15 protein-coding genes are annotated in these 18307 nt (G+C 64.8%); 6 read left to right on the top strand and 9 right to left on the bottom strand.

Annotated features, from left to right (window positions below; translation table 11 throughout):
- Positions 1 to 18: 18 nt before the first annotated feature.
- The 6 genes from KF785_01645 to KF785_01620 form a co-directional block, all read right to left on the bottom strand.
- The gene (locus tag KF785_01645) at positions 19 to 411 is read right to left on the bottom strand and encodes a hypothetical protein (GenBank protein ID MBX3145447.1); all 393 of its coding nucleotides are present in this window, start codon (positions 409 to 411) and stop codon (positions 19 to 21) included.
- 14 nt (positions 412 to 425) lie between these two features.
- Positions 426 to 1760, bottom strand: coding sequence for a hypothetical protein (locus tag KF785_01640; GenBank protein ID MBX3145446.1), 1335 nt, complete (start codon positions 1758 to 1760; stop codon positions 426 to 428).
- On the bottom strand, positions 1757 to 2227 hold the full coding sequence (locus KF785_01635; protein MBX3145445.1) for a type VI secretion system contractile sheath small subunit: 471 nt from the start codon (positions 2225 to 2227) through the stop codon (positions 1757 to 1759). Before KF785_01635 ends, KF785_01640 begins: the two co-directional genes overlap by 4 nt.
- Positions 2228 to 2274: 47 nt before the next feature.
- Complete coding sequence (locus tag KF785_01630; GenBank protein MBX3145444.1) at positions 2275 to 3555, bottom strand: VWA domain-containing protein; 1281 nt, start codon at positions 3553 to 3555, stop codon at positions 2275 to 2277.
- Complete coding sequence (locus tag KF785_01625) at positions 3555 to 4700, bottom strand: hypothetical protein (protein ID MBX3145443.1); 1146 nt, start codon at positions 4698 to 4700, stop codon at positions 3555 to 3557. The genes KF785_01630 and KF785_01625 overlap by 1 nt, the downstream gene beginning before the upstream one ends.
- A gap of 168 nt (positions 4701 to 4868) precedes the next feature.
- Positions 4869 to 5090: a hypothetical protein gene (locus KF785_01620; GenBank protein MBX3145442.1), complete on the bottom strand. Its 222-nt coding sequence runs from the start codon at positions 5088 to 5090 to the stop codon at positions 4869 to 4871.
- A gap of 147 nt (positions 5091 to 5237) precedes the next feature.
- Here KF785_01620 and KF785_01615 point away from each other — a divergent pair, with 147 nt between their 5' ends.
- Genes KF785_01615 through KF785_01605 form a run of 3 tightly spaced genes read left to right on the top strand, consistent with a single transcriptional unit; the run spans position 5238 to position 10776 of the window.
- Positions 5238 to 6641: a PAAR domain-containing protein gene (locus KF785_01615; protein ID MBX3145441.1), complete on the top strand. Its 1404-nt coding sequence runs from the start codon at positions 5238 to 5240 to the stop codon at positions 6639 to 6641.
- Between the two features lies 1 nt (position 6642).
- The gene (locus tag KF785_01610; protein MBX3145440.1) at positions 6643 to 8373 is read left to right on the top strand and encodes an OmpA family protein; all 1731 of its coding nucleotides are present in this window, start codon (positions 6643 to 6645) and stop codon (positions 8371 to 8373) included.
- 3 nt (positions 8374 to 8376) lie between these two features.
- On the top strand, positions 8377 to 10776 hold the full coding sequence (locus tag KF785_01605; GenBank protein MBX3145439.1) for a hypothetical protein: 2400 nt from the start codon (positions 8377 to 8379) through the stop codon (positions 10774 to 10776).
- Positions 10777 to 10800: 24 nt separating this feature from the next.
- Here the strand turns inward: KF785_01605 and KF785_01600 are convergent, their stop codons facing one another.
- Positions 10801 to 12675: an SEL1-like repeat protein gene (locus tag KF785_01600; GenBank protein MBX3145438.1), complete on the bottom strand. Its 1875-nt coding sequence runs from the start codon at positions 12673 to 12675 to the stop codon at positions 10801 to 10803.
- 141 nt (positions 12676 to 12816) lie between these two features.
- On the opposite strand from KF785_01600, the gene KF785_01595 reads away from it, so the two are divergent.
- Positions 12817 to 13488 carry a hypothetical protein gene (locus tag KF785_01595; protein ID MBX3145437.1) on the top strand — a complete coding sequence of 224 codons (672 nt, stop codon included), beginning with the start codon at positions 12817 to 12819 and terminating at the stop codon, positions 13486 to 13488.
- Here the strand turns inward: KF785_01595 and KF785_01590 are convergent.
- Both KF785_01590 and KF785_01585 read right to left on the bottom strand, forming a co-directional pair.
- Positions 13466 to 14926: a hypothetical protein gene (locus KF785_01590; protein ID MBX3145436.1), complete on the bottom strand. Its 1461-nt coding sequence runs from the start codon at positions 14924 to 14926 to the stop codon at positions 13466 to 13468. The genes KF785_01595 and KF785_01590 overlap by 23 nt on opposite strands.
- A gap of 154 nt (positions 14927 to 15080) precedes the next feature.
- On the bottom strand, positions 15081 to 16508 hold the full coding sequence (locus KF785_01585) for a glutamine synthetase (protein MBX3145435.1): 1428 nt from the start codon (positions 16506 to 16508) through the stop codon (positions 15081 to 15083).
- Positions 16509 to 16738: 230 nt separating this feature from the next.
- On the opposite strand from KF785_01585, the gene KF785_01580 reads away from it, so the two are divergent.
- Both KF785_01580 and KF785_01575 read left to right on the top strand, forming a co-directional pair.
- Complete coding sequence (locus tag KF785_01580; GenBank protein ID MBX3145434.1) at positions 16739 to 17467, top strand: class I SAM-dependent methyltransferase; 729 nt, start codon at positions 16739 to 16741, stop codon at positions 17465 to 17467.
- Between the two features lie 188 nt (positions 17468 to 17655).
- Positions 17656 to 18303 carry an OmpA family protein gene (locus KF785_01575; protein MBX3145433.1) on the top strand — a complete coding sequence of 216 codons (648 nt, stop codon included), beginning with the start codon at positions 17656 to 17658 and terminating at the stop codon, positions 18301 to 18303.
- Positions 18304 to 18307 lie beyond the last annotated feature (4 nt).

Genomic DNA, 18307 nt, shown 5'->3' with positions numbered 1-18307 from the left:
GATACAGTGGCGAGAGGCTTAAAACCCGAACAGTTGTTTGACCCGATCCATCACGGACGAGGCTCGGTCGGCGGTTCCCGTCTCGCCGGTCGAACCATCGGCGGAGACATCGGTCTCCGGCGCCGCAGCAACCGGAGGCTCCCCGGGTGGCGGCGCTGGGGCAGCGGCGGGCGACGGAGCGGGCCGGAAGGTGAATTCCGGATCCCGTTCGGTTCGCACCGGATGACGCGACGAGAAGTTCAACACCGACATCTTGGTGCGGTCGCCGCGCGCCAGACGGCCCGAGCCGTCCAGCTCACGGTCGACCCGAACGGTCCGATCCTCGTGATTGCTGTACCGCAAGTCGCGCTTGGGCGACCCATCCGGATTCAGCGCAGCGGCCTCGTCGGCGCGGCTGTTATCATCGGCCATTCGGTCCTCCTTCGTTACTCCTTGCCGTCCTTCTTGAAGTCAGGCGTATCGATCTTGAGCTCGAAGGTCTCGGCCGGGCCGACCGGCAGCACCTCGAGCTTGATGTCGAGGACACCCTGCGCAAACTTGTCCTCATCCATGTCGATGTCGATGTCGTACTTGTAGATCGTGCCCTTCTTCAGCTCGTCCTCGAGGAACTCCTCGATCGGATTGCGCACCTGCTCCTTCACGAGATCTCGCGTCAGCCGTTGTTCGGCCACCCGGCGGAGATAGACGGCAATCCGACGCTCCAGGTAGCGCAGCACCCGGTAGGACGTGAAGAACTTGAGCACGCCCTTGGGATCTTCGGCCTGGGTCCGGCTGCCGACGAAGCAGAGCTGATTGTCCTCGTTCCGAATGATGGTCACCACCTGCCGTTCCATCGACAGATGTTCCATCTGCGAAATCCGAGGCTCGATCCGGGCTTTCTCAGGACCGCGAATCTGCCCGAAGATCATGCCGACCGGACCCTGAGCGATCCCGCCCCCGGTGGTGCGATCGGTCCGGGCCAGCGAGCCCGCAAAGAGAAGGGACGACGGACCATAGAGATCCGCGTTGTCACTGTCGTCGTCGGCCGCTTCGAACCAGTGCTTGTCACGCAGTTTGACGAAGCCCGCAATGACCACGTCGGCCGCGGCGCGGTCTTCGGGACGCTTGAGGAACTCGTAGGCGCCTCCGTCAGTGCGGAACTGGTCGGACAGCGACTTGAAGGACAACTCGTCCTTGAGATCACCGATCAGCAGCATGCCCCATTTGTTCGCCATGTCCTCGAAGCGCTTCCGGACATTGTCGGGCACGTAGCCCGGCAGGACCATGTTGCAGATGAACTGGCGGAAATTGAAGCTGTCGTTTCGACTCTGAACGAATTCGTCGACAGCCTGGATCGTGGAACTGTTGACGTCGCTCGTCACCGCGCGGGTATCAGCGTTGAAAATGAAGAACTCGACCGGCGGACGCTGCACGCTGTCCCGAACTTCGGCATTCTCGAAGAAGAGCTGGATTTCACGGTAGCTCCGCTCGATCGGACGGATCTTCTCGTAGATCTGCTTGAGCACCTCGTCGCGCGTCGACTCGAGCGACTTGAGCTGGGCATCGAGTTTCTTGAGCGCCTGATCGTAGCTGTCCTCCGCAGACAGCAAGCTCGAGAAGTCGGTCACCCGCTTGAGGAACTGCGAGGCCGACTCGGCGGTGAAGATGTCCTTGAGCGCCGTCTTGGACGGCGCCGGGTGGATCACATTGAAGATTTCCTCGATCGCCTTGCTCGCGCCCTTCTTGGCGATGATGTCCTGCGCGGTCTTGACCTCGCTCACGCGTCACCTCCGGAGATCTTCCGCAGTGCGTCCTGAAATTCGGCCACCGCTTCGATGATTTCCTTGCGCTGATCCGGGTTGTCCCATGCCCGCCGGACCGAGAGCACCGCGAAGCGCTCACGCATCCGGTGGAGCAGGTCGATCTGGCTCTGCAGGTCGGCGACGTCGTTCCGCTTGCCCGGTTCCCGGGTCATCACTCGCTTGGGATCGAAGTCCTTGAGGCTCTTGAATTCGAGCTCTGCGGCGAACTCCGTGCCCTCGTCGCCCACGTTGGTCTTGAAATCGAGCGCCGGCTTGAACTTCTCGAACGCTTCGGCCAGACTCGACACCTTGGTGGGCTGCTCGTCCTCGAGCGCCTCCTGCCCGACCCGGTCGACGGTCATCGGCAGAATGGTCGCGGTGGTCTCGGTCGGCACCTGTCGCGGCGCCATCTTGACCCCGGCCCGCGTGACCTTCACGACTGGCATGTCTGGCTCTCCTCAGAGATAGGATTGTACCACGTTGCACGTTGCTATCAGGCGCGGCGCGCCTTCGCTGCCGTAACATCGGATGGCCGACGCGGCGCAACTTCCTTCACGTCGGTTCGCAACCCGCCTGGCGGCGGCGATGCTGCTTTCTTGACCGGCGGGGCACCCTGAACCGGTGTCGCCGACAGGACCGGCCACAACAATCGGGGAGCCACGAACCATAACAAGAACAACAGTACTCCCGCCATTAACGCCAGCGGCCAGCGCCGATCCAGCACGAAGCCAACCGGTGCTGCCCCGACCCCTTCAGGCACCAAGGCCGACGACGCCACGCCCACAAAGGCCGGCAGCGCAATGACCGGCGGACGCCAGAGCGCCGCTCCAGCAACGAATCCGACCGAGGGCACCAGGGTTGCCGGACCCCGACCGAGCCCCTCGCGCGCTACCGAGAGCGGGAACAGCAGTTCCCAACTGGTCGCGAAAAGGTCGCGCACCTCTGCCAGCGGACGGGCCAACTCATAGGCGTCCAGACTCGTGAGATACGCCCGCCCTCGGGGACCCGCAAGAGTCGTCAGCGCCTGCGCGTTGAGATTGCCGATCCCGACGATGGTCGTGAAGGCCGCACTCCCATCCACTGCCTGCGCAGCACGCGCCAGCCCGGAAGCGCCCGCCAGCAGCCCCGCATCATCACCGGACCGCCCAACATCATTGTCTCCGTCAGTCAGGACGACCAGCGCACCAAGTCCCTCACCCGTCTCGGCGAGTTCGCGCGACAGACGCTCGACGCCGGCCACCACGGCGCTATAGAGCCCGGTGTTCTCACGATCGGGATTGGGCAACCCATCGATCGCATACCGCGCCGAGTCGGGGGTCGTGAACTGAGCCGCAGCAATCCGTGCAGCAACGTTGACGCTCCCGAACGGCGCGATCGCCACCCGGACCGACCCGGCCGGCAGCGAATCGAGCGTTCGGAGAAAGTTCCCGACCACCAGCTTGGCGGTCCCGATCCCCAGGTTCCTCATGCTGCCGCTGACGTCGACCAGAACCAGCACCCGGTTCTCGCCCGTTCCACTCGACCAGGTTCGTCGAGCGCGGCCCGCGAGGCTGGTATCCCGCAGGAATCGCGCCCGCCAGGTCAATCCCAAGCTGTCGGGAGACCGACCCGCCAGCTGGCGGGCCTGCTCGGGGCGAAGCGAGACCGTCGTCATCAGACAGGGCCGGGCCGATCGCTCGCCGCAACGCAGCAACGCCACCTCGCCATCCTGCCCCGCCAGAGCCCCAACCCCGATGAGGGCGAGGCATCCTGCGGCAAGCGCCGCGGCTTTCACTAGCTCGCCTCCGGAAACCGACGGTAAAGAAAGACGCGTGATCCGATGGTAATCGTGTCCTGATTGAGCAGGTCCTGCGGGCCCCCAACGGCCCGACCGCTGAGCGCAATCGGCTCCGAACCAGCGCCTGTCGGCACCACCTGGCTGCGCCCCTGCTGGCTGCGCACTTCCAGGCTTCGCGCCATGGTCGCCGTGCCATGGAAGGGAACCACCCAGCCGCGATGCCCCAAGAGTCCGACCGATCCGGAACCAGCCCGCTCCAACTCGATGACGCCCAGGGAGCGGGCCATGACCGGATGGATCACACCAATACCGGTGGCCGCCCCGATCACCAGAAAACCCAGCAGCTGCCAGAGATCGGACGGCCCCGGCAGCGACATCAGCAGGGCGCTGACAATGCCGGCTCCGCAGCCCCAGAGCAGGGACTCGAACGGGACCACCGCATGAGTCCTGACCCAGCGAAAAGCCAGGAACATGCCGAGAAACCCGCCCGTAAGCGCCCAGGTGATCAGACGGGCAGCAATGAAGCTCTGGCGCGAGTCACCGAGTCCTGCGTATCCGGATATCACCAGGCCCGAGAAGGCGCCGACTGCCGCGCCAGCGGCTCCGAGCCCGACACCAGCGGCAAGCCCGATTACCAGCCCTTCACTGCGCGCCCGCGCCAGCGCACCAAGCAGCATCCCGCCGACCGCCGCGCCCAGCAGGGTGGCCACCGCAACGTCCAGGGTACCGTAGCTGGTGAACACGTCACCCAAGTCGGTGAAGAGCGTCGCCGTCACGATCCAGGCAAGTGCCGCCCCGGTACAGCCGGTTACCAGCGACAGGTATGAGGTCTTGGAGAGAAACGGCGTGGCTGGCGGTTCCGCCCGCGCGGCCACGGCGGCCCGCCGTGGCCGCATTCGCAACTCGATGGCATGGTGGGGCGTGATGCCGAGCGACTGCGGCGTCCTGGCGCCGTCGACCGGCCGCCCGTTCCACGCCACCATCAGTTCGTCCTCAGGCCCGCCCTTGAGGACCAGGCCACGCTGACGAAACTCTTCGAGGACGTGATTGATCTGCAGCCCTAACGGGCGGTCATCATCGAGGGTAAAGGAAACCCGCGAAACGCCACGCTCAGTCGTGAGATCGACGTTATAAGTTGGCATCCGGAGCGGGTGGAGGAGACCCCATAGTGTAGCGGCAAACGTTAGGCCCGGTCAAGCATTGCACCTCGGCCACCGGGTTGTCAAAGGCGTCGACACCGGCCCGGGGAACCCGCTCCCCACGAATTTGACAGCCCGACGCTGGAGCCGGCGGCTGCGCGAAGTGGGCTGTCAGCTGGGACCGGCCTCGCGAACCTCCCCCTGCTGGCAAAGCGCAAACAGCTTGCGATCGGAAAGTCTGGCCCAGGTAGCCGGATACTCGAGCAGCTCCCTGACTTCGCTCCGCAACTCGCACCGAAGACACTGGAGGACGGTACCCGGGTTCACCTCGGTGACGCGCGCGATGAGATCACCATCCTCGTTGCGGATCTCGCGAGTTCCTGAGCTCGTCACGGTTCCCCCCTCACGAAACAATCCTGCTCAGCAGCGGCACGGAACGACCGAAAGATACCCATGCACGCCGTCCCCGGTGCGGCGCGAGGCCGCCGGAGACCGTGCATTGGACTAGACACCGGCCCCCCGCGATTCGATGTTGAAGCTATGTCGAAACCGGCCGCTCGGCTCACCGACATGCACGCCTGCCCGATGCAGACCCCGGCCGTCGTGCCGATTCCGCACGTCGGTGGCCCGATTGCGTTCCAGGGCGCCCCCACGGTCCTGATCAACGGACTGCCGGCCGCGCGAGTGGGCGACGTTGCCATCTGCGTGGGGCCGCCGGACGTCATCGTGGCGGGGTCGCCAACCTGCCTGATCGCCGGGATGCCGGCCGCCCGGATGGGCGACAGCACCGCGCACGGCGGCAGCATCGTCGCCGGCTCGCCCAACGTCATGATTGGCGACTCCGGCGGAGGCGCCGGCGGCGCTGCCGGTTTCAGCATGTCGGCCGCCAAGGCCAAAGGCCTGGCCTTTACCCGAACCGATTGCGCCTCGCAGGGCGCCCGGGAAATCGTCGCCGCCTCGCCGTTCGTCCCCCCGGAACCCGCACCCGGGCAGGCGATCGCGGGACACTGGATCGGGATTGCGCTGGTCGACGAGGCCGGCCGTCCAATGGCAGGCGACCCGTATCAGCTCGAACGCGAGGGGACCGACCCGATTGCCGGCCTGCTGGACGCCGAGGGCCGCGCCCGGCACAAGGGCATCGAGCCTGGGGAGTATCGCCTCACGTTTCTCCGCCTCGAAGACCGCGCGGTCCGCGCCGACGGCGGCGATCAGGGGGAGTCGATCGCTGCGGACGACCGCACCGAACCGGCCGAACACACGATCCAGCCCGGCGAGCACACAGCGGTTGCCTCGACACTGGCCGAATTCCGCAGCTGGCGGACGGTCTGGGACGACCCGGGCAACCAGGAGTTGCGCAAGGAACGGGTCAATCCCTTCACCCTGGCCGCCGATGACGCGCTGATCGTTCCGGTCCGGCGGCACCGCCGATTTTCCCGCAGCACCGACCAGGAACACAAGTTCATCGCAACGGCACCCACGCTGCTGCTCAATCTCAAGGTCCTCGACCGCGGCCAGACGCCCATGGCAAATCGTGCCGCGCGTATCGTGCTGGGGACCGGCGGTGAGGGAGCCGCAGTCGACGGCGTCGTCCCGAATGCAACCGACGGCGACGGACGCCTGTCGCAACCCCTCTCACCATCTCATCGCGCTGGAGAACTCGCGGTGCACCAGGGCGACGCGGAAAGCGAGGTCGACCTGACGCTCTGGATGCGGATCGGCGAGTTGGCACCCGCCAACACCATTCGCGGGATTCAGATGCGGCTCAACAACCTTGGCTACTTCGCCGGCTTCGCAGCGGCGGACGAGGTGCAACTGCGGTGGGCGACCGAAGAGTTCGAGTTCGACCATGGGATGAAGGTCACCGGCAAGTTCCGCGACCCCAAGGTCTACAACCGGATTGCTCACGAACACGGTGACCTGCTGCCGGACGAGACGGTGCCCTGAGATGGTCGACGCAATCTACATCCCGGACATGGTGGACGAGACCGACGCCGGGATCTTCGCCACCCATGCCAACCGCGCGGTGCTTCCCGTCATCGTGGCCCCGACAGCCAGCGACCGTGCCAAAGCGTTCAACACGGTGCGCAAGGACACGGTAGTCGTGGCCTGCGCCAATCTGTACCCCTCCAACTTTGCCTTCGATTCGTCGGTCGTTGCCCCTGCCGCGCGGGAAGGATTCCGCAAGCTGGGCGGGATCATCCGGCGTCACCCGGGGTGCCCGATGTCCCTCTTTGGCCACGCGGACCCGAGCGGCAGCGATATCTACAACAAGTGGCTGAGCGAGCGTCGGGCGCGATCGATCTATGCGGTAATGCGACGCGATGTTGCCATCTGGGAGGCACTCTACTCGGATCCGCAGGGCGCCTCGGGCGACACCTGGGGGCTGCGAGCCGTCCAGACGATGGTCGATGCCCTGGGCTTCCCGCCCGGCAACCTGGACGGTAAGCAGGATGCAGCAACCGCGGAGGCCATTGCCCAGGCGATCGGTCAGCCCGCGGGCACCCAGGCCGCCAATACCAAGGCCAACCGAGCCGTGATTTTTGCGAAGTACATGGACTTCCTGCGGAGTGGTGACGCGAACGCGCAGGACTTTCCCGAGCTCGACGACGACGACTTCCTCGGCCGCGGCGGGGCCAAGGCCTCCTTCCAGGGCTGCAGCGAGTTCAATCCGCAGTTCCTGCTCGGCCGCGAGGAGCTTCAGGCGCTTGAACGCGGCGGAGCGGAAGGCAAGACGAGCCGGGACGAACTGAATGCCCCGAATCGCCGGGTCATCGTGTTTTTGTTTGCCAAGGGAACCAAGGTCGATCCCGCCAAATGGCCTTGCCCGGCTGCTGCACAGGGCGTTTCCGGCTGCACCAAGCGCTTCTGGTCCAACGGCAAGGCCAGGCGTGAAACGGCGTTCGATACCCATCGCCGCCGCTTCGGTCGAGAAGTGCCCGAGCACCGCCGGGACCTGACCCCACCGAACCCCGAGCTGGCGGAGGAACTGGGACGGGAGGAAACCACATTTGGCTGCCGCTTCTACCATGGCGTTGCCCTGCATTCCCCGTGCGAGCGCGACCTGCGAATCTGGGTCCTGCAGCTGCTGGTCGACCAACCGACCATTACGCGCTTCGACCGACCGACGCCACCGGTCGAGCCGGTGCCGCTTGCCAATCGACGCTTCGTAGCTATCGTAGGCGACTCCCGTGACGCACCGGTGATTCGGGGCAGAACCACGGTCAATGGCGTCATCGGCCTGCCCGCGTTCCATCCAACGACGCGAATCACGCTCAAGCTCGACCTCTATCGCGACCCGGACACACCAGAGCCAGCGCCCGGGGCCGGCACGGTCGATTCGCAGGCCTATCCGGACGAGCAGACGTTCCACGTGCTCAAGCTCGATGGCGGCGCCCTCCAGCCCCTGCGCGCGCAACAACCGGGCGACATCGGATTCGACCCGGATTTCGATCTCGATGCCCGGCCACCATCCGAGGCCGATCGCGATCTGGCGCTGCTGCAACGCCTCTTTAACCTGGGCTACGGACCGGACGACACCGGCCGTGACTTCGCCAACTGGGATGACGACGATCGACGGCGTGTCATCGCGGCCTATCAGCGCGATCAGAAGCTCGACCAGACCGGGCGCCGCAACGAGCCAACCTCCGCGCACGCGTTCGAAGATTTCGGGAGCTGAGCCGTGTCGCTCAACAACGTCAGCGCATATACCAATACCGCCAAACCCTACGACATTTCTGTTCGCCCGTTTCACCGGATCAACTGTCCAAGCTACGATTTGTCCGTCGATCAGCGCGACGAGGCCGTCCCGGCGGAGCCGCTCCAGCAGGCAGACGGCATTGCGCGAAACGCGGGAGCGCGTGGGCCGCAGGACTTCACTGAATCGGGATTCACCCAAAAGCTTGCCCAGGCGCTGGTCGACGGACTCGATACGCTGCTCACGATCATTCCCGGCATCAATCTCATCCGGGGTGCTGCCGAGGCTGTCAACGAGGCGATCAAGAAGTTTGCCGACCGTGACCTGATCGACGAGGCCAAGAAGGCCCTCGCCAAGGCCATCGGCAAGGCGTTCGAAAGCGCCCTCTTCGATCGCTACATGCGGGTGATTCCGGCGTGGGTCCCGGTTGGACGATCAGGCTACGACGCCTCCAGTTTTACCTATCCGGGGCCCGGCGAGTCGCGCCAGACCGACCGGGAGGAGGAGCGCGAAGTGGAGGGCGTGCTGACGGCGAGCTACCAGGCGTGCAATGACGTTCCCCACACGCAGTGGACCCGGTACGCCCGCTGGCACTTTCACGTCCGGCCCCTGCCCGGCTACCGTAAGGTGATCGGGCGCGGCAATATCCGGATCAGTCAGGAGGAGGAGTTCATCGACCCACCCGGGTCCCAGCTGGGCACCGACCGGTACAAGCCGGTGCTCGATATTTATGGGCAGCATGCCAGGCAGGACGATAGTGATCTCGGCGCCATCGAATGTCTGTTCGATGTTGGGGCCGTTTCGCTGCCCCCAGCCGACGGCGGCTCGCACGGCGTGATGTTCGACCCTCGCTGGCCCTACTGGCCAATGACTGGCGACCACTTCTGGGCCGCGGGTCGCTGGGCCTACGACTGCGCCCGGGCGGGCAAACCGCTCGGCCGCGACGACGACCCCGACGAACTGCACCCGACCCAGATCCATCCCTGTAAAGCGATTGCCTTCTCGAGGTACGAAGGATTCAAGTTCCCAGAGAATCAGGGTGGCGTCCGGGCCGTGCGATTCTTCTTCATGGCCACGTCCGAGGGCGGCTACATCAATTTCCGGGCAAGTACCGACCGCGACGGGAAGACGCACCAGGCACCGATCACGCTGCGCGATCGACCCTACGAGTTCATTGTCGACCTCCCCGAACGCGCGCCGATCCGCAGCCCACACCCGATCGGCGCGACGACCCGCTTCATGCGCAACACCATCGTGGTTCGCCCGCGCCTGCTGATGCAGATCCGGATGGCTCCGTTTACTGGAGGCGACAAGCAGACCCCCGCCTGGACCCCCGGCCTGCACTTCCATGACAGCATCCTGCCCAAGGTCGTGTTGCTGCCTCCCGACAAGCCGGGCGAGGCGTCGAAGCAGGCCCGGGTCATCATTCCCCTCGACAAACTCCCCGCCGGCAGACCGGACGCAGCTGAGGTGTATGCGTTTGACCTGGCGCTTGGTTGGCACGATCCGGATGGATCAGAGGCGGAACTCCTGCAGCCGGTAACGGTCACCTTCGAGTCGCTGACCTTCGCCGAGGATCACGCCCCGGTTCGACTCAAGACCTGCATCAACGGGCGCTGGAAGATCACGGTCCGGTCCGATGTCGACGAGAAGGAACGCGTGCCGATCAACCAGCAGGAGCAGTTCCACCTGCCGAACGATGCCCGGCTGGCGATTTCGGTTCACGGCACCACTAGACATGGGTTTGGGGAGTACCTCGAGGGTACCCGACTGGCCGAGCGCCACCTGCGGGTCGGTGGAATCATCGATATCAAGAAGGATCTCGAAGAGAAGCTGCAACAGGCGCGAACCGTGGCCGAGCGGGTCATGATCGAGGCAGACCTGAAACGCATCGATGCGCTGCTCGAATCCCTGGGTGACTTCATCGGGCAACGCTATACGCCGGACTGGCTCTCCGATATCGACGCCAGGCGCGAAACCGATGACCTCGCCGAACAGCAGCGGGTCTCTGCCATTGCCCGGGAACTCTGGGTCCGCCCCGCACCGGTCTTCAATCGGCACGATGAACCGATCGGCTGGGTCGAGGGTGTCGGCGACGATCTGCTCCCGCACGACGTGCGCCGTGCCCGAGGAGCAATTATTCCGGAATGGGACCGGCTCTCCAGCGCCGGACGACTGGTAAGGTACCTCAAGGACAACGCAGCCGGGCAGCCGCCCGATCAGCAAACCACCGTCATGGCCCGCTTGATCGGCAACCGCTTCGTGCCGGTTGGGGCCGGCAACAACCTGGCACAACAGATCAATCTGGTGAGCGGAATGTTCGGTGACACTGAGCCGGTCGAATACGAAGCCACCGTACGGGTCAGCATCCCGCGGCTGCCCTGAACCGCGAAACTCCTTGGCGCAACTTCAGGGACGCTCGAGCCGCCTGACCTCATTGGCCGCGTCGCGGTGCCCCTGCGCCGCTGCCTTCTGGAACCACTCGAGCGCCTGCTCAGGCGATCGGGCCACCCCTTTGCCGTCCTTGTAGAGCCGTCCCAGGAAGTACTGCGCCTCGGCATCTCCCCGCTCGCCCGCGATTCGATACCATCTGGCGGCCTCGGCCTCATCCTTGGCAACGCCCGCCCCACGTTCATACAGGCGGCCCAGCCGACGAGCCGCCTGCGGACTCCCCCCGGCAGACGCCTTCTCATACCACTGCGCAGCTTCAGTCTGGTTCCGACTGACACCCTTGCCATCCTCGAGGGCAACACCGTACTCGAGCTGCGCCCGCACCTGCCCGCCCTGCGCCGCCTGCAGGAAGTAACTTGCCGACTGGCGGTCGTCTCGGCGCACCCCAAGACCGTCTCGATACAGGTACCCCAACCGTTCCTGCGACTCCCGATTCCCACCTGCCGCGGCGCGCTGATACCAATCAGCTGCCTGCGCACGGTCCTGCGGCACCCCGCTTCCGTCGTCATAGAGCCTGGCGAGGTTCCGTTGCGCAGTTGCGTTCCCGGCTTGTGCCTCGGCGCGGCACAGTTCCAGCGCCGCGCTCCACTCCGACCGGCTGACCGCACGAGCGCACGTCGGCGTCACCGCCGCAACCGGCGGCGGCGGAACCGGCGCTGGAGCCGGGGCGGGGGCCGGAGTCGGGACCGGCGCCGACGCAACGACCCGAGCAAGCTGCGGACGCCAGACCACGGTTTGCCCGGCCCCGACTTCGATCCGCTCACGGACTGGCTCGTAACCGGACGCTGCCAAGGCCACGACCCGAAGCCCCGCCGCAACACGATGCTGTGCACCCTGCACCGCGCGACCATCGATGGTCAGACGAGCCCCGCCGGGCAGGGGTACGCCGACCGCGATCGTGCCGGAATCAGCGGCGGCCAGCACCTCCGGCGCGGGCGGCGGCGGCTCGACCGGCTCGGCCGCGAGCGGCGTCTCGCTCACCGCAGGTGGTGGCGAGACCGGCACGACGTCATCACCGCCGCTGAAGGCCACCACGGCAATCACCACGAGCAACACCACTCCGGCAGCCAGGGCAAGCTTCTTCCCCATGCTCCCTGAAGGCGAGCCGACCTGCACAGGCTGCGCCGCAGCTGGCGTTGCCGCTGAAGGAATGACGGGCGCAGGAGCGGGCAATGGCGTTGGGTAGACCGAAGCAGCGGGCGCAACCTGAGTCGCGCCAAGTTCCGCAGCAAGAGGACGGAAGACCTGCGTCTCACCGATCGAGTAGCTCGCCTGCTCGGGGTCGGCGCTCTGATCCTGCTTGAGCCGGAGTGCCACCAGACGGTTCCGCTCCAGATCACGGGCAAAGAAGACCACCCCGCCACCATCGGCACGATCCATCTTGCCGACGATATCATAGGCGCCCGCCGTCGCCTCCTTGACGGCGGCGAGGATCTCGGCCCCCTCGTCGTCCGGCGGCGTAAAGCCGACGACCGAAAGGTCCGCACCGCAGCGGAAACAAAAGCGGTCCCAGTCCGGCAGGGTGCCCTTGCACTCGGGACACTTGCTCTCCAACCCCGGCACTGATCCGTCCAGCGTGCGAACCACTTCGAGGTTGAACTCGTCCGGCGCACCCGCCTCACGCGAGAGCTTCATCGCCACCAGATTGCCGCCCTCGAGCTCCCGGGCGAGATACACGACATTGCCGCTCTTGCTCCGCCCCATCTCGCCCAGGATGTCATAGGCACCTTCGGCGGCAAGGCGGACTTGCTCCAGCAGCTGTTCGAACGGATCGCCACTACCCGGGGCGACATTGAACATGGTCTGACCATCGGCCACAGTCACGAACTCCACAGCAGAGATTATCCCACGGACCCGGCGTCCGGCACGTCCGGATTCCTAACGTTAGACACTATCACCTTGGCAGCAAGGTCGCACCCCTTGCGACCCGACCCCGGCCCCGCAGATTCCCGGCACCCGTTCTGCGGAGACGCCATGCCTCGCTTCGGCCCGATTTTCGTCCTGTTGCTCCTGCTGGCCGGACCAGGTCCCTCCGCCGCCCAAACGGCACCGCGAGTGGGCATCATCCAGGCCACCGGGATGGGCTCGTTCGGTGCGACGATCCTGGCGCATCGGCAGACCCCATTCGACACGATCCCAAGCTCCATCGCTGGGGCCGACCTGGGCCGCTACGACCTGATCGTGATTGACAACCTGTTCCGACTTCAGGACCTGAACGGCCCGGCGTTCAAGGCGTATGTCCAGAACGGCGGTGTGCTCCTGGTCATCAATCCGAGAGTAGACGGTTTCTCCCGAGGCTGGGCACCGTACGAGATTTTCGCGGGCGAACACACGGTCGAGGCGCGCATCACCAACCGCAAGCACCCCATTTTCGCCGGGATTTCCGGCGACAAGCTCGCTGACTTTGCCGAATCGAACGGGGCCTTTGTCGGCAACTGTTCGTTGACCGAGCCGGCGCGCGAATGGAAGGTCCTCGCACGTCACGCCAGGCTGAGTCGCAACGCCGTGATCGTCGAGGCCGCCTTCGGAACCGGACACGTGGTGGTCGCCTGCACCCGCTTCGACCACTACGATGCGAAAGCCACGCCAACCCGGCTCGGTGACAACCTGTTCGGGTACCTGCTCAGCCTTGCGGCAGCGCGCTGACCGCCTCACCCAACGCCCGCAGCGCCACGTCGACGGTGCGCCGATGGGTTCGGAAGGACAGAATCGCCATCCGCAGCGTGTAACGCCCGTCGATCATGGTGGATGACAGGAAGACCCGCCCGTCGGTGCGCAGCCACTCGACGATGCGGCGATTCAAGGCGTTGGTTTCCTCGAGCGTCAGCCCCGGGGGCGCCCACCGGAAGGTCACCAGCGAAAGATCGGGGGGCGGACCGACCTCGAAACCCAGTTCGGCGACCCGGGCATAGAAGTACCGGGCCAGCAGCAGCTTCTCGTCCAGCGCAGCCCGGAACGGCTTGACGCCAAGCAGCTTGAGCGGCAACCAGATCCGCAGGCCCCGAAAGGGCCGCGTCAACTCAGGAGACACATCGGACGGCGAGGTCTCTGTGAGGTCGTCAGGAATGTCCTGCATATACGCCCCATCACCCTGATGCGCCCGACGCATCGGCTCCGGATCGCGAACCAGGACGATGCCCGAGCCGTAGGGCAGGAAGAGACTTTTGTGCGGGTCCAGCACCACAGAATCGGCCCGCTCGATGCCACGCAGCTTTCGCTTGCCGGATTCGGTCAGAACAAAGAAGCCGCCGTAAGCACCGTCGACGTGAAACCAGCATCGCTCACGCGCCGCAATGTCCGCCAGCTGATCGAGCGGATCGACCGCACCGGTATCGGTAGTTCCCGCCGCCCCAAGGATGAGCCAGGGGCGGAGCCCCGCGGCCCGATCGGCGACAATCTGGTCGGCGAGCAGGTCGGCCCGCATCCGAAACGCGGCATCGATCGGAATCCGACGCACCACGACCTCACCGAGGCCGGCAATCCGGAGCGCCTTGTCGAGCGAGTGGTGCGCCTGCGACGTCAGATACACAACCTGCGAGCTCACTGAGGCGGCACCGATCGCGTGAGCTTCACGCGCCGTGACCACCGCGATCAGGTTGGCGATGCTGCCGCCGGAAGTCAGATTACCCGCCGCTTCCGGCGGAAAACCGAGTTCGTCCGCGACCCAGCGCAACACCATGTTCTCGGCGCGAACAGCTCCTGGACTGCCGAAAAAGACGCCGGAGTACTTGTTGGACACCGCCGCCAGGTAGTCGCCTAACGCCGAATAGTAGATCCCGCCGCCCGGAATGTATCCCAGAAACCCTGGCCCCGCCGTATTACCACCGGACCGAAGCATCTCCTGCTCCACCAGGGGCATCAGCTCTCGAAACTCGAGGCCATGCTCACCAATGGGCGCGTGGAGGAGGCCATCACCCTGGTGGCTTTCGAACGCCGGCAGGTGCTCGATCGACCGGAGATAGCGATCACCCGCGGCCGTAACTGCGGCCCGCGCCGCACGGCGACGCCCCGTTCCGGGATTGAGCGGGCGGGAGGCGCGCTCCAGCTCCTTCAAGCGGGCAATCAGAGCTTCCGAGTCGGTCATGATCTCACGAAGGCGAAGGCCGAGGCGTCTCGCGCGGACATGGCGCAGGAAGGAATCGCCCCGCCGCACGATGCGCGAAAAAGAATAAGGGGGCGAACCGGAATTCGCCCCCTTCTTCTCAGATCCCGCCGCCGGTGAACCCGGCGGCCCCCGCTCAGAACTTCGACCAGAGATACTGATTGGTAACCTCGTGGTGGAACTGAATCTCCGGAATCTTGATCAGTGAGCCCAACGCCTTGGGGCAACGCTCCGCCGAGGCAAGCTTGAGATCTGCATATTTCTTGTGAACCGACTCCGTCAGCAGATCGGCCGCGTACTTGGAGCTCTTGAACAGCCGGATCCCGTCGTAAATGTTGTCGGGCAGGAACTTGGTCCGATCCCGCTTCTTGTCGCCAGAATCCTCGATCGGCCCCTCGAGCCCCGTCCTGAGGAGCGAATAGAGTACCATATAGGGGTTCGCGTCGGGCGCAATCGAGCGCACCTCGACGCGGGCCGACTTCTCGTTACCGATCGGAATCCGAACCATCGAGCCACGGTCCACCGCGGACGCCTTGATCTGATTCGGCGCTTCGTAGTGCGGATCGAGGCGTCGATAGGCGTTGACGCTCGGATTGAGGAGAAGGCAGAGCTCCTGCCCACTCGACAGAATCCGATCGATGAAGCTCCAGCCGAACTCCGACAGGAAGTCCTGGCCTTTCTTGTCGTAGAAGAGGTTCTTGCCGTTCTTGTTGATCGACATGTTGGTGTGCATGCCCGACCCGTTGACGCCGGTGACCGGCTTGGGCAGGAAGCTCGCGGTCATATCGAGCCGGGACGCCACCTGACGGCAGACCAGCTTATACAGCAGCACCTGGTCGGCTGCGATGCTGGCCTCGGTGTAGCCGTAGTTGACCTCGAACTGCGACGGCGCCACCTCGGGGTGATCTTTCTCATTGCCAAAACCGAGCGCCCGCTGCGACTCTGCCACAGTGTCGATGAACGTGCGCAGCGCATCGCCCGGAAGCGAGTGATAATAGCCACCCGTCGAGACGTACTCGAACCGGCCCGTCTCATGGTACCGGCGCTCGGCGTCTCGCCCCTTGAAGAGGAAGCCCTCGATCTCGGGGGCCACATTGCAGGTGTAGCCCTCGGTTTCCCGAAGCGTCTTGAGATAACTCTTGAGCCGGGAACGGATGTCCGCGGGGTATGGTGTGCCATCCTTCTCGAGCACATCGCCGAAGACAAGTGTTTTCCCCGGCCCGAACACATCAGACGGCAGCCAGTAGAAGGCCGGCCAGTCGATGCTCAAGCGAAGGTCAGACTCCTGCTGCGCAGAAAAACCCCGAACCGACGACCCGTCGAAGGTCAGATTGTCGTACGACTTGATCAGAAACTTCTTGTCGTAGTCGAGCATATGAAGGCGACCTTCGAGGTCTGCGAAGCAGACGGTCACTGCCTTGATACGCTTCTCATCACTCAAATACTTGATCCGCTGTTCGCGGATCACATCCGGGTCGACCAGATCAAGCCGTTCAGCCTTGGCTTGGAGGTTGATTTCCTCGAGCTCGTCATACGGAATTTCGAGGAAGTCACGCAGGCTCATGGAAGGTTGCTCCGACAGGTCAGATTGTTAAAAAGCAATTGGTATAAGCTAAACAAGAGTCCATTTATTGTAAATGGCGCTCTATTTAACATTAATTGCTCCCCACATAACGTAAGATTAGACGCATAAAGCGTGCCCTGATTTCGAACCAACGCATCCTGATCGAAAACGCTCCAGGTGCAGTCCACGGGGTTGTTGAACGGTTCGGCTCGTCTGGCCATACTCCGCCCATGCCAAACCAGCCCCGCTTCTACGATGATTTGGCCGACTGGTGGCCCCTGTTCTCGCCGCCAGCCGACTATGCCGAAGAGGCCGAGGACCTGCTCGGCCGAATTGGCCCGGGACCAGGGCATCACCGCCCGACCCTGCTCGAGCTGGGTGCCGGGGGCGGCAGCCTGGCCTCGCATCTCGCGCCCCATTTCGCGCTGACCCTGACAGATCGGGCCCCAGCCATGCTGGCCGTGAGCCAGGTCGTGAATCCCGGGGCCGAGCACATCGTCGGCGATATGCAGACACTGAGGCTCGACCGGCGCTTCGATGTCGTCCTGGTGCACGACGCCATCATGTACGCCACGACGCCGGACGCCGTCCTGGCCGCGCTCGGTACTGCGGCTCTCCACTGCCGCACGGGTGGCATCATCGCCGTCGTGCCAGACTACCTGCGTGAAACGTTCGCCGAGGGCCTCGAATCCGGCGGCGCTGACGGACCCGATGGTCGGGGCCTTCGCTACCTGGCCTGGTGTTCGGATCCGGACCCTAACGACAGCACCTACCTCGTCGACTACGCCTTTCTCCTGCGCCACGCCGATGGCAGCGTCTCCGTCGAGCACGACCAGCACGTCGAGGGCGTCTTCTCACTGGCGCAGTGGCAGGGTTGGTTCGAAGCTACCGGCCTTTCCGTCGAGACGTCGGTCGACCCTTGGGAACGCCACATCTTCATCGCTCGCCCGTACTGCTGACCCGCCCCGGCGGCGGCGAAATCTGCCGACCGAATGTCCTTCACCACTCTGTGGCGGATCCTGGTCACGTCAACCTCGAGCGCCCTCGTTCGTCTCTCACTCAGACAGCACGTCATGGTGCGGCATTTCGAGCATCGACCCCCGACTGGCTCGGGGGATGAACGTATCAACCTGATGGGGGACTCCAGATGATGACGATCGCGAAGTTCACGGGCGCTGCGCTTCTCATGGCATCGGTGAGTGGCTGCGCAACCAAAGGGTACGTCAATCGCCAGGTCCAGGCTGCGGCGGACACCAGCCGTGCGGGGTGGACCGCGGGCGACGAAACGGTGCGCCGTGACCTCTCCGGCCAGATCGCCAGCGTCCGCACCGATGTCGACGGCGTCAAGCGCGACGTCACGACGCTGCAGCAGGATCTCCGAGTGCTCCGCGATTCCCTTGGGGCCCGCATCATCGCTATGGAAGGCGGGATGCAGTTCGCCTTCCCGATTCGGTTTGCCTTCGATGACGCGACGGTCCGCCCGGCTGATCGCGCGGCACTGGACCGCTTCGCACAGGTAGTCTCTCGCCACTACTCCGGGTCCATCGTCACGATCGAGGGCTTTGCCGATCCGGCAGGCACCGTCGCCTACAACCGACGGCTCTCCCAGCAGCGGGCTGATAACGTCCGGGCCTATCTGGAGCAGGCTGGTGTCTCGGGTGTAACCCTGCGGGCAGTCGGGATGGGTAAGACCCGCCAACTGGTCGACGGCGCCTACGGTAGTATGCCCGGTGCTGAAGCCAATCGGCGGGTCGTTTTTGTCATCGAGGGCGTTCCCAGCAATACCGACGACTAGGCTC

This window comes from Gemmatimonadales bacterium (genome assembly GCA_019637315.1).
Taxonomy (GTDB): domain Bacteria; phylum Gemmatimonadota; class Gemmatimonadetes; order Gemmatimonadales; family GWC2-71-9; genus SHZU01.
Note: the sequence above shows the minus strand (reverse complement) of the source record. Positions and strands in the feature narration are given on the sequence as shown.